The organism is Photorhabdus sp. RM71S (assembly GCF_042879355.1).
Taxonomy (GTDB): Bacteria; Pseudomonadota; Gammaproteobacteria; order Enterobacterales; family Enterobacteriaceae; genus Photorhabdus; species Photorhabdus kayaii.
Genome location: NZ_JBHFKV010000031.1, coordinates 47,931 through 60,423 on the forward strand (window position 1 = coordinate 47,931; position 12,493 = coordinate 60,423).

General features: G+C 37.0%; 10 protein-coding genes. 3 read left to right on the forward strand and 7 right to left on the reverse strand.

The window, feature by feature from the left end:
* The first annotated feature begins 181 nt into the window (after positions 1-181).
* Positions 182-628: a homoprotocatechuate degradation operon regulator HpaR gene (gene hpaR / locus ACGF5R_RS16145; protein WP_262980207.1), complete on the forward strand. Its 447-nt coding sequence runs from the start codon at positions 182-184 to the stop codon at positions 626-628.
* A gap of 76 nt (positions 629-704) precedes the next feature.
* Here the strand turns inward: hpaR and ACGF5R_RS16150 are convergent, their stop codons facing one another.
* The 7 genes from ACGF5R_RS16150 to ACGF5R_RS16180 form a co-directional block, all read right to left on the reverse strand.
* On the reverse strand, positions 705-1,448 hold the full coding sequence (locus ACGF5R_RS16150; RefSeq protein WP_262980206.1) for a 4'-phosphopantetheinyl transferase: 744 nt from the start codon (positions 1,446-1,448) through the stop codon (positions 705-707).
* Positions 1,449-1,493: 45 nt separating this feature from the next.
* A complete protein-coding gene (locus tag ACGF5R_RS16155; RefSeq protein WP_387691732.1) occupies positions 1,494-2,507 on the reverse strand; it encodes a fimbrial protein in 1,014 nt (337 codons plus the stop codon).
* A 221-nt stretch (positions 2,508-2,728) separates the two neighbouring features.
* On the reverse strand, positions 2,729-3,697 hold the full coding sequence (locus ACGF5R_RS16160; RefSeq protein WP_262980204.1) for a fimbrial protein: 969 nt from the start codon (positions 3,695-3,697) through the stop codon (positions 2,729-2,731).
* A gap of 27 nt (positions 3,698-3,724) precedes the next feature.
* Positions 3,725-6,205, reverse strand: coding sequence for a fimbria/pilus outer membrane usher protein (locus ACGF5R_RS16165; RefSeq protein WP_387691734.1), 2,481 nt, complete (start codon positions 6,203-6,205; stop codon positions 3,725-3,727).
* A 23-nt stretch (positions 6,206-6,228) separates the two neighbouring features.
* Positions 6,229-6,897, reverse strand: a complete 669-nt coding sequence (locus tag ACGF5R_RS16170; protein WP_112879415.1) for a molecular chaperone — start codon at positions 6,895-6,897, stop codon at positions 6,229-6,231.
* Positions 6,898-6,961: 64 nt separating this feature from the next.
* Positions 6,962-7,471 (reverse strand): fimbrial protein, encoded by a 510-nt coding sequence (locus ACGF5R_RS16175; protein ID WP_387691736.1) that lies wholly within the window; start codon positions 7,469-7,471, stop codon positions 6,962-6,964.
* Positions 7,472-8,745: 1,274 nt separating this feature from the next.
* On the reverse strand, positions 8,746-9,042 hold the full coding sequence (locus ACGF5R_RS16180; RefSeq protein ID WP_387691738.1) for a glycosyltransferase family 9 protein: 297 nt from the start codon (positions 9,040-9,042) through the stop codon (positions 8,746-8,748).
* A gap of 870 nt (positions 9,043-9,912) precedes the next feature.
* On the opposite strand from ACGF5R_RS16180, the gene ACGF5R_RS16185 reads away from it, so the two are divergent.
* The gene (locus ACGF5R_RS16185; RefSeq protein ID WP_112879410.1) at positions 9,913-10,518 is read left to right on the forward strand and encodes a DUF1062 domain-containing protein; all 606 of its coding nucleotides are present in this window, start codon (positions 9,913-9,915) and stop codon (positions 10,516-10,518) included.
* A gap of 176 nt (positions 10,519-10,694) precedes the next feature.
* On the forward strand, positions 10,695-12,209 hold the full coding sequence (locus ACGF5R_RS16190) for an MFS transporter (protein WP_112879409.1): 1,515 nt from the start codon (positions 10,695-10,697) through the stop codon (positions 12,207-12,209).
* Positions 12,210-12,493 lie beyond the last annotated feature (284 nt).

Genomic DNA, 12,493 nt, shown 5'->3' on the forward strand with positions numbered 1-12,493 from the left:
TAACCTTTTATTAACCTAATTTTAAGAGTTTATTTTTATTTACTTATTAATATTTTTATGATTTTTTCTTTGTGGTTGACTGAGGGACGTGCTAGTCTTTTTTATTGTGGTTATAGAATGAGATAGTACTTTCAACAGAGAGTAAATCAGTGATTAACTAAGATAAGAGCCTTCATTACCCATGCATGAATCTCTGACAATTGCATTACTTCAGGCGCGAGAAACCGCAATGGGTTTTTTTCGTCCAATCCTTAAGAGTCATAATCTGACTGAACAGCAGTGGCGTATTATTCGTGTACTGTCTGGTAATCGGTCAATTGATTTTTATGATTTGTCTTGCCAGACCTGTATTCTTCGTCCAAGTCTGACTGGGATATTGACTCGCATGGAGCGTGACGGATTGATCTTTCGTCTTAAACCGATGAATGACCAACGCAAACTTTATGTTTCTTTAACGCCGGATGGCCAGAAACTTTATGAAAAGGCGAAAGAGCAGGTAGAACAAGGATATCAGGCGATTGAAAAAGCCTTTTCGCCGGAAAAATTGGTTCAGCTTTCAGCTTTGTTGGAAGAATTAATTGCTGTGGGCAATAACTCACTGATAAATACGGAAAAGGATATCAAGTAAATAGAATCTTTATTGAAAATGATGGTAATAAATAATAGTGAAATTGCTGAGCAGAATCAGCAATTATTAGTTTTAGCTATTGAATAATTAGCGTTAATATTTCCTGTGGGTAGATAATAAATTGCCCGCGAAATAGTGTACCTGTTGGGTAATGATGGGTGAGCGTTTCCCGCAACACTAATGTTATTTCATTATTTTCTAGGGATAGGGCAGTAATTTCAGCCGCTTCAAAGCCAAAGAACCGTTTTACTTGTGGATAGAGTGCTTTATACAAACTCTCTTTTACCGAAAAGGCAAGGGTAAATGCTTGTTCAAGTGGTAAATGACAATGTTTCAGAAGTTGAATTTCCTTGTCATTCACAATCATTTTTGTGATTTCATCTATATTTTGACGATCGACGATAGCTTCTACATCGACACCAATTAATCGGTTATGAATTTGCGGTGCAGCCAGCACAATTGCACAATGAGATGAATGAGAAACAGAACCGCAAATACCTTCCGGCCAGATTGGAGCGCGATCATTACCAGAGATCAAATTAAATTCAGGTTGCCCTAATTGTGCTAAAAGTTGTCTGGCGCAATAACGTGCTGCCAGATATTCAGCTCGTCGTTTCTTGACGGCTTTAGCTAATGTGTCAGGGAAGGGGAGATTTAATTGATTGAACAATTCATCGTGATAATGTGAAAGTTCAAAGCGAGCTTGCCAGAAATGTACTTGGGGGTGTTTAACAACCGTTCCATACTCGATTTGAGTGATAAATCCACGGCCATCTTTTGGCAGCGGTGCTTGATTGGTGTGTATAACTGTTTGTTCCATGTTTATTATCCAGATAATGAGATATCTTACAGTTTATACTTAATATCATTCATATTGAATGGTAAAATATGCTGTGGCATTAGCTTTTCCACCTGTTATTTTCTCATCGGTTTGGTAATAGCGGGCAGTGAAAGGTAATTTATAGGTGACGTTTGTTGCTGCATAGCCGAAAACTAGCGGATTTTCCAGAGAAACAGGTGTTGTTCCCATATATAAGATTTGTATACCAACTCCTTTAGCTGTATTTTTACTATTAGGGTTATTTAATTGAATTATACTATCTGGGGCATAATTTATTTTTTCTCCTGAAAAAGTAATTTTGGGTTTAACACTTTCTGTACATTTAATTTCGATATTAAAACCCGCATTACCCGCAGTAGAGCCGATACCTTTAAATAAATAACTCTTCACACGACCAAAATCGACCATTGGCCTTGGGGTTGTTGTCGAGCAAGTTTGAGTTTTTATCGTATAGTTATTTTTAGTTTTTATTCTTATTAATTCTGTACCTGCAAGTGTCTGTAACATAGCAATCTTTCTTGGCCTGAGTACTTTACCGGATGGCAATATTCCTTCTTGGTAAAGATAAACACTGATTTTCCCTATATCTTTTAATGTCATTCCATCTTTATATTTATAAATGTAATTACTGCCGTTTGTTGTGGGTAATTTCATGTTTTCCTCTTCTCCAGAGGCAATAAGATAGAAATAGAGATTATCTATTCCTGTGGTTATCATACCTGTGCCATGAGGTGTATTTCCAGCTTTAGATGGATATACATCTCCCGTAAAAATAAGCGGTTCTCCTGTTGGATCACAATCATGGGGATTAAGAAGCGGCGTATTTTCATTAATATTCATGAGTTGGGCGAGTTGCAATGGTCTAAACTCGCCAACAAGAATGCTTTTTTTCTCATTTATATTGGGATTAATGTTAATACTATTAAGCTCAATATCTAAGCTAATCTGTTTTGCATTTAATAAGCAGCGTGCGTATGTGTTTATAATACTGAGTAATATTAATGTAAATATTGTGATTATCATTAAGTAGCGTTTCATATATATTCCAGTTGAGATTTATTCTTAATTGCCGATAATTCAATGAAGCCAGAATAATGCTATTATCTTTCTGATATAATTTACTGGTGAAATTAATAGAGCAGATTTATTTCTCGTATAAATCTGCTTTTAATTATTTGTTAACACGACTGCGGAGAGTTTCGCTTTTTATATGTTAGCATAATGTTAATATGCTAATATCAATAGAGGGAGTTGTAAAGCTATTTGTATTCAATTGTGAAGTGTATTGTTGCATTAGCTTTTCCACCGGTTACTTTATCATCTATTTGGTAATAGTGGGCAGTAAGCGGTAAATAATAAAGATCTTTTTGACCTCTCCATTCAGTTATAGTAAGAGGTGTATCCATATAAACAGGATTATTTTCATGTAACAATTGAACACCAATACCTTTGGCGGTTTTTCCCTCGCTGTATTGATGTAGTTTAACAATGCTATTTAGACTTGGGCTCACTACTTCTCCTGTGAACTTAATAGTGGGGATATTTTTATCTTTGCATTGAATGAGAATATAAAAGCTATTACGGCCAGCAGTAGAGCCTTTCCCTTTAAATGAAGAAGTATTCATCCTTCCAAGTTTTATTTCTTTATAGGGTGTGGATGTCATACAGCTTTGACTGCCAATTATATTGTCCTTGTTATATTTGATATTTATTAACTTTTTACCATCACTTGTTGATAAAGAAGATATCAACCCTCTTTTTAGTATGGAGCCTGATTTGATATCACTCGTTTGAATAAGATAGATTGTTATTTTACCGATATCTCTTAACGTTATTTTTCTATGGATGCCATCATGAGAGCTACCCTTCCCATCTCCATCATAAGATACGGAAAAATATAAATTATCTACACTGGTTTTTATCCTACCACTCTCTTTAGAGAATCCTATTCTCCCTGATGTTGTTTCGAAAGATATATTTTCATTATTATCACAGCTAGCAATGGGGGAATCGGCTTTAATTCCTATTTTGTTAGCCAGCTCCATAGGACCGTATTCAGCGATGGTAATAGGTCTTCGGATATTATAGTCTGCATTGATAATTTCATTTATATCAACATTTAAATCAATCGCTTTAAAATCTCTGTGTAATTTACATGAGGCAATTGATTTTGTAACGTTGAGTAGTATTAGTAATAATGTTGCTAATGTAATTAATTTATTTTTCATGCTTTCCCTGGGTAAATACTATTTTAATTACTGACAACGCAATGAAGTCAAAATAATACCATTAATTTTTTGATATAATTTACTATCGAATTGAATATGACAGCTTTGTTTATCGCCTAAATCGGCTGTTAATTTTGTTGTGTCACTTACACCACTGAGGAAAACTTCTCCCTTTTCATTCACCATACCATTGACACCATTTGGGCCAGTAATTACTGTGCCGAATGGGAGTTTCTTACCGTTATGTTGTAAAGTTAAAAATACTCGATGACCGACACGAATAGAATAATCCGCCAATACCAATGCCCCCTTGGTTGGAATGACCTTAGTGGTTGGATTATCAGTATCTACGTCATCACCGAGTGTATTGGTATCAAGAGATAACATATTTTCCCGATACTGCGATATATAAGGCACAATGGTATATCCCCGCCAATCTGTACTTATAGAGCTATTATTCAGTACTTTGGCATTGGTTGCGCCAGGGGCACGAATTAAGGCACTGGCGCCGCTTTCGCTAATATTTTGCGCCAGGGTAACGCCATAGGGATGGGCAATAATTGCGCCTTCTAATCCATAATTAACCCGCTGATTTTTTCTATGATCAGTGGTATAGCCTACATTAATTGAACCATATGAACCTCTGTAATATAGACTGGCGGCATTACCTGATTGTTTTTCTTTCTCTGATTTTTCGTAGCTGTAATCCTGAGAAATCATATAGTTCAGATTTTGTTGTTCCAGTAAAGAGCCGGATAATGTCATTGAATGCTGGCTGCTACCGTTGGTGTTATAAGCGGTATCATAATCTACCGATGCGCTGTGATTATCTGATGGCAGCCATTTATCCAGAGGAATACTGATATTGAATGAAAACACTTGATCATTATTAATACTTGAGCGATTACGATGGTAATTATAGCTCAATGACAAAGAGATATCATGAATATTAGAATTATAGGACATAGAATATGACTGATTCTTACGGGTTTTATCTTGCCAGTAATCTTGCTGCCAAGCCGATAATGAAAGACTGCCATATTGTCCTAAGCTTTGACCCATCGTTATTTGCATCCGGTTTTTAGGCGAGCTATTTCTGTTATTATCAGCAAATGGGTGGTTATTATTGGCATCGCTAAAGCTATAATAACCATTGGTATTGTAGCGATAACCTGCTAATGTCACTGTTGTATTGGTTTCAGTAAAACCTTTACTGTAGCGTATCTGATAAGATTGTCCTCTTTTCTTTTCTCCATTTGGAAAATGAGTTGCTGCATTGGTGACATCGATTGACACCGCCCCAATTTTTCCCAGATTATGCCCTAAACCTAATGCATGACTTTGATAGTCAGAAGAAACAATGACTCCACCATAAATGGTGGTGCTATCCCATAACCCGTAAATCGCTTCTGTCTGAATAAATCTTTTTTTACTGGCCTGTTTGCCACCACTGAATTTACCGATATTAGCAAAATATTTTATTTGACCGGTACGGATCATCAATGGTGAGGCAGCAAAGGGCTGAGTAAATTTTCTGACATTGCCATTTTCTTCATGAATGGATATTTCCAGATCACCATTCAGGTTACTGGGGTAAATATCGGTAATTTCAAAAGCGCCTGGTGGAACAAAAGTCTGATAAATAATATTATCTTTCTGGTGCACTTCTACTCTTGCGTGAGTCATCGCAATACCGCGGACAACAGGCGCAAACCCTTGCTGGCTATCGGGCAACATTTGGCTATCAGACATCAATTTAATGCCATTAAAAGTGAAACTATCGAATACCATGCTATCGGTGGATGTTTCACCCAATACCAGCCGAGATCTCAATGAGCGAATATCCCGTTCAGCATAGGCTTTAAGCGATTGCCATTCAGATGTTGTACCCGTATGGTTGTAGTAACTATTATGACGAATTCGCCACGGACCTAAATTAAAACCACTACGTAAATTCAGATATTGATTCTGTTCACTTTGATTTTTATTCCAGGATTGCATTCCTGTCAGATGGTAATTGGTGAAAAACATAGGCAGACCATCATCCCATTGATCAGGAGAGATATCTCCCCTGATTTGTGATTGCATGGCGGCCTGAGGAAAATTTAGGTTCAAAGTAAGCTGACTTAAATCCAGTTCTGCTGATGCATGTTGGATATATTTTTCTGGTTGAGAAATGATTTCTTGTTCAGCAAGTGATGCTAATTCAGGGAAGCTTGTTATTTTTACCCCGATTTCTTTCAGTAAACGGATAGATAATTCAGGACAAAGTTTCTCACCACAGTCAATAAAGGATAGGCTTTTAATGCCAATATCCTTTTTATTGACGATAACGTTAACTTTATAGACACCAGGAATGTAGGAGTCAGTTTTTGCCAGACTCTCCAGATTAATATTTTCTCTGTCTTCGTCTGATAATTGTAATGCATTGATATCGAAATACAGCTCCGCATATGCTGGCAACGATAAACAACAAATCATTAAAGCAAAACTGATTATTCTTTTCACAATACACTCATCAGACAATATTATCAGAAATTAAACTGGCGCTCTTCTGTTGTGCCACCGTAATCATTGATAGCAGTCAGAATTACGCTTTTTATGCCATTTTTGGTTGCAAATACTTTATGACTAAAAGGAGGAATAAATCCGGGTCTGGGTATTAATGTTCCGTCAATTTTCATCTCATTAAGATTAACGTAATAAGCTGTGGGGTTAGTTAATTGAACACCATTGGCATTACGTGATGCTGCCAAACGATTAATGGCATCATTAGCATCGTTATCAGATAGCCCTGATGGACGATAAATCAGTTTGATAATGTTTTTTATCGTGATGATCATCTTGCTATTGTCATTTTTTTCAACTGCCGGAATCGCATTGACATTGAGTAAAAATATCGATTCACGATCCGCTGGCAGATGATTGCCGATATATGAAACACGGATTTGGTGCTCGCTCTCTTTCGACATTTTAAACAATGGCGGGGTAATAACGAACGGTACTTTATTTTGGCTATTATCGATATTATCTACCCATGATTGTACAAGGTAAGGTCTTTCTGTATCCGAGTTGGTGATAGAAATCGAGGCTTCTTTTTGTGAGCCATTATAGATCAGGCGAGTTCCACCTAAAGTAATCCCTGCTTGTACTTGTCCCATAAAAAAGACAAGCAAAAAGGGAGTAATAAAGCGAAGCATTTTTACTCCTTTAGTTATAAATAATATTTTGTTAAGTTAGCTTTAATAAAGTATTTAGCTTATTTTATGGGTATATAAGTGTGAAGTTTACGTCTGAATTAATAGTACCATGACCTATTGTAGCATGGGTTGATTGTAATTTTGCTATAAGAGGGATGCTGGTATTTCCTCCTGTGATTTTATAACCAGATACTTTTTCGTTGGCATTTATTTTAGTTGTATTATCATCTTTAGTGAGCTGAATACCGACGCCGGAAACTCCTGAAGAGTATAGGGTAGAATCATTGCTGTCAGGATTACCAAAAAATTGGATATCTACAGTAGTTGAGCTAGGGCAATTAGTTAAATTAATTGTAAATGGTTTAGAGATACCTCCGGTTTTTGGTATGTTTTTAAGGCCTTCTTTAGATACTTTACCAAAGTTAACTTCTTGATCTTTTCCTCCATTAATAGTACAGCCGTTCTCAAGAATAGTACCTCGGAATTTAATTGTTCCATCATAAGATAACGCACTGAAACTACTGAAAACTGCTGATACCGTCACTAAAGAAGCCAAAATAAAATTCTTTTTCATTTAAAAACGCCTTACCTTAATAAATATGTTTTTTAGTCTTGTCTATCCAATAAAAATATATATCTGACCATTAGGATAGTTTAATGGTTGATAATATCATTGAAGTCATTTTTATCATGGTATAGAATGCAATCGCATTTTTAACCATTTTTTACATATATTTTTAGTTTATCATAAATTAGTCATTGTTTCTCACCATGTTATAGTCTGTGTATTTATATTGTTGATAATAAATTTATGATATTGATTTTTGATATAGAAAAGAATGGTTTTTTCTCTGAGATATCATCTATTCTTGTAAGCTTATTCGTGTTGTTAGTAATAATTCTTATTTTTATTAAGATGTTTAAAACCCTACGACACGATAAGCCCCGTGTTAATATACCCGTTATCTTTCAAGTTGCCTCTTTGTTGGCTGTACTCACTCACCCCGGTCACATAGTTATCTATGCTCGCAAGGATTCGCTCCCTTGCCGTCGCGATGCATCTTGAAATCCATAGGGTATAACAAAATTCTTTTAATGTATTGCTAATAACGTAGTGAAAAGTTCTTATAGGCAAGGTACATAGTACATCATATGGATAGATTCATCTTCACTATTTTTATTGAAATGGAGATTCAATAGCGATATTAATAAAAGTAGTCTATAGCTACTCAACGCACTAGTATCTTACTCAAAGAAAGTGAATATTCTGATTGGGCAAACCGTAATATGTAATGCCATCGCATTAATGATATTAATACGATCGGATAAACTGCCATCTTAACCACAGTTAAGATAACGAAAATTTCTTCTTATTTTTCTTAGAACCTTAAGTTGATTTCCAATTCAGAATTTCGTCTTTGCTTTAGTTTTATTCTCACTCGATGGAAAGTAGTATTAACTAAAATATGATCTTTTTCAACAATTTAAACAAAAAAATAGTATTTTTTTTGAAATTAATTAAAATTTCTTTCTATTTCATTGTGTTATAAAATTAAATTAATCGATTGATTGAGTTAATTTAATCAAGAAATAATAATGATGTTTATTTAATGTCTTATTTTTCATCATGATATAAATTAGACAAATTGATTCATTTTTGTCTTATTATTAATTCGGATATTCTATTGCTATCGATGTGGCTGTATATTTCATCGTCAAAATCATTAATCACAGTTTTAGTCATGGAAGAAATTAATTGAGCTGGAACTGCGGCGTTAACAGATGTCATCTATGTGGTGTATACATATACATTTAGCGTTTCTGTTTGGTGGAGTGACATCGAAACAGTTAACAAGTTACTGCGCATTCGCATGAGTAAGTGTAAATAACTTTACCTACAGCTTGTAATTTTTTGTTTAACGCGGCGGCTAAATGGCATATTCCACCATCACTGACAATGATCAGATCTGTACTGTTGAGAAGTGATAAAAAAGAGTGTAATGATTGGCATTCTACTATTTGAGCTTGATCTCTTATCATTGCAGATAATTTCTCAGCATTTGATCTGTCATGTCGAAGAGTGGAGATAATAAATCTCACATTTGGAAAATAATTTCTAAACATTTTTGGGTCCCTAAACGCCATAAAAATAGATTATTCAGTTTCATGGGGGTGGGTTTTGCTGAAATGGCGATATCAAAATGTAATTTACGCCATTTCAATGCGGTTCCCAGAGTCGTAATATATTTATTTCCTCTGGGAATAATATGTATACCCGTTATCTTTCAAGTTGCCTCTTTGTTGGCTGCACTCACTCACCCCGGTCACATCGTTATCTATGCTCCCGGGGATTCACTCCCTTGCCGTCGCGATGCATCTTGAAATCCATTGGGTATATTGTAACTTCAGGGCAAAGATAATCAGCTAATTCCTTATTGTTAGATTCGATAAATAGATGGATCTCTGCTATGGGAAATTTATATTGTAAATATTTGATTAATGGTTGAGTGCAAATTAAATCACCAAGGCCATTACGGTGTAAAATTGCAATTTTCATTTGTTGTTAACTAGCATATGGGCAAATAGTGCTAATAATATTGTAACTTTCGATACCATGAAGTGGTCATGGTAACTTTTGTATCCGTAAATTGCATATAGTAATTAATACGGAACTCCCTGAAATCGCTTACATCGAGCTTATCATAATTGGGGAACAAGCTTAGCTACTGTTGGAGGGTAATGTTCTGTTGCCCTGGTAAAAGAATGATATGAGGCAGGTGTTCTACCTAACATGCAACAGTTTCAGGTGGGAATATAAAAAAGGTCATTCCGTCTCATCTGTTATCTGAATGCTGTGTGCTGTACCAAGATCTGCAAAACATAAACATTAATGTCACTAAGCAACGAATTGATAAAGGGTTTCAAGATCTGATGTTATAGAATATCATCAAAATCAGATCTGAAATTGACCAATTTAGCCGTAACTTATTTAACCAATTTAAACGTGGATCTATCATGACAAATAGAAATGTTATCTGGTTAGTAAGGCCTGTAGGCTATCAGGCCATTTTGAAACGTTGCCCTAGCTGTGAAGTAAAAAAGGAGTTTTATCCAGCCGGCACTTTTAGGGTTAATGCGCAAAAAAAAGTTTTAGATGTGTGGAACATCTATAAATGTGAAAAATGTGATTACACTTGGAATATTGATATTTTTTCCAGGATTCATGTCAACAAATTGGAAAGCAATTTGTATGAACGGTTTTTGCACAATGATCAAGATGAAATACGGCGATATGCTTTTGATTATCGAGTATTGGCAAAAAATAGAGCCGAACTCGGCGCTGCTCCTGACTTTATCATAGAAGGTAAAGAGCTTCAGGATATCACCCAAATTCCAGCGGCAGAGATCACAATTCAGCTTGAATATCCCATTCCTATCAGATTGATCTCAATCTTGACCAAAAAGCTTTCATTGTCACGTAGTCGAGTGGCTAGGCTCGTTAATCAAGGCACTATTCAGGGGGTAACTGAAACGGAATTAAATAAAAAGTTAAAGCGAGATATCACTCTTAGTATTAACGTTAACAATTTATTGCAAGAATATGATAGTTATTGCGTCTAAATGACGCCAGATTTTCTGGAGATGACATATACCCTATGGATTTCAAGATGCATTGCGACGGCAAGGGAGTGAATCCCCGGGAGCATAGATAACGATGTGACCGGGGTGAGTGAGTGCAGCTAACAAAGAGGCAACTTGAAAGATAACGGGTATAGCAGTAAAAATGGATGAATGAAATGAATATGATAAAGAAATGGTGGGTGCTCACTGCTGTTTCAGTCGCGTTATCGCTGGTTGCTATCGATATGACAGTGTTATATACCGCGTTACCGAGTCTGACCCACAGTTTGGGGGCGAATACAACGGAAAAGTTATGGATAGTGAATATCTATCCTCTTGTCGTCTCTGGGCTGTTGCTAGGCGCGGGTACCTTGGGAGATCGCATTGGGCATAAACGGTTGTTTGTTTATGGTCTCATCATCTTTGGCTTCTCATCCTTGATAGCGGCCTACTCTTATTCGCCAGAAATGTTGGTTGTTTTTCGGGCATTATTAGGGGTTGGCGCGGCAATAATGATGCCTGCCACATTGTCGATTATCGCTTTGACATTTGAAGATGAAGATGAGAAATCATTTGCCATTGGGATTTGGACAGCGGTTGCCTCTGGCGGCGCGGCAATAGGTCCCCTGATTGGCGGCTTATTGCTTGAATATTTTTGGTGGGGATCAGTGTTTCTGATCAACGTTCCTCTGGTGATTGTGACATTAATTCTGTCGTGGTTGTTTGTCCCAACGGCGAGAACAGATTCGTCTCATCCGTGGGATCTTATTGGCTCATTGCAGATCATGGTTGTCTTGATAAGTTTCGCCTATGCCATCAAGGAGTTTGCCAAACAAGATCCCTCCTATATCGGGATATTGGTCACTTTCACCTTGACGATAGGTTTTCTGGCGCTGTTTATTCGACGGCAGAAACGTAGTGTGCATCCATTGATTGACTTTAACCTTTTTAAAAGCCCAGCCTTTTCATCTGCGGTTATCTCTGGGCTAGTGGCTTCCGCCTGTTTGATGGGTATTAATTTGGTGTTAAGCCAGCGTTTGCAATTGGTATTGTCATTAACACCTTTGCAAGCCGGGCTCTATTTTCTGCCTTTTTCATTGGGTGCGATTGTCGCAAGTCCTGTGAGTGGTTGGATTCTTCCTCGTTTAGGCAGTGAACGATTCCTCATTACCTCTTTGCTGGTGTATGCCTTTGCCATACTGGCTCTCATGGCGAGTTTCTCAATGTCTCTACCTGTGCAGGTAGTTTGCTTTTTTGTGCTGGGGACATGTATCGGGGCAACAATGACTGCGGCGTCCAGTACTATCATGCAGGCTGTACCGCCAAATCGGGCAGGTATGGCGGCGTCCGTTGAAGAGGTTTCCTATGAATTGGGCGGTGGGTTGGGCATTGCTATCATGGGTAGTATTATGTCAGTCATCTATAGCTATTTTATTGAAATTCCAGTAAATTCTCCCATCTACGATGCGGCTAAAGATGGTATTGATGGCGCGTTGACTGCGGCTAAAGGAATGGCGCCGGATGCGGGGCAGGCTTTGGTAAGTCTTGCTAAGTCAGCGTTCGACGATGCTGTTTTTTCTGTGATGGGCGCTGCGTCCCTGCTTCTCCTGATAATAGCGGTGTTGGTATGGTTCAATTTTCGTCGCTCCTCACTGAGTGATACATCTCATGCTGCGATTCATCGTCAGTGAAATCGGTGAGCAGGATTGATTGTACCAGTCGTTTCTTAATAGGAAGCTAATGGTTGAATAAGGGAACCGCTTTTTTGCTGGTTCCCTTCCTCATTTAGCTTCATGGGCACGCTTGGGTTTTGCCTTGATATTCAACCCGGTGACCTTTTTTTATTCACTCCAGACATTGATAGCGATTAATTAGCTGTTTTATGTGATATTTATCACATTTTTTCATGTTCATATGACAAATATCGTGATCTTGTGGTCATAATATTTAGAGAGTGAAATTCTCTGTTACTTGT

Coding starts and splice junctions, on each gene's coding strand:
- ACGF5R_RS16155 (WP_387691732.1), bottom strand. CDS start 2,507: ATGAAACGCTACTTAATGATAATCACAATATTTACATTAATATTACTC.
- ACGF5R_RS16175 (WP_387691736.1), bottom strand. CDS start 7,471: ATGAAAAAGAATTTTATTTTGGCTTCTTTAGTGACGGTATCAGCAGTT.
- ACGF5R_RS16180 (WP_387691738.1), bottom strand. CDS start 9,042: ATGGCGTTTAGGGACCCAAAAATGTTTAGAAATTATTTTCCAAATGTG.
- ACGF5R_RS16150 (WP_262980206.1), bottom strand. CDS start 1,448: ATGGAACAAACAGTTATACACACCAATCAAGCACCGCTGCCAAAAGAT.
- ACGF5R_RS16170 (WP_112879415.1), bottom strand. CDS start 6,897: ATGCTTCGCTTTATTACTCCCTTTTTGCTTGTCTTTTTTATGGGACAA.
- ACGF5R_RS16190 (WP_112879409.1), top strand. CDS start 10,695: ATGAATATGATAAAGAAATGGTGGGTGCTCACTGCTGTTTCAGTCGCG.
- ACGF5R_RS16185 (WP_112879410.1), top strand. CDS start 9,913: ATGACAAATAGAAATGTTATCTGGTTAGTAAGGCCTGTAGGCTATCAG.
- ACGF5R_RS16160 (WP_262980204.1), bottom strand. CDS start 3,697: ATGAAAAATAAATTAATTACATTAGCAACATTATTACTAATACTACTC.
- hpaR (WP_262980207.1), top strand. CDS start 182: ATGCATGAATCTCTGACAATTGCATTACTTCAGGCGCGAGAAACCGCA.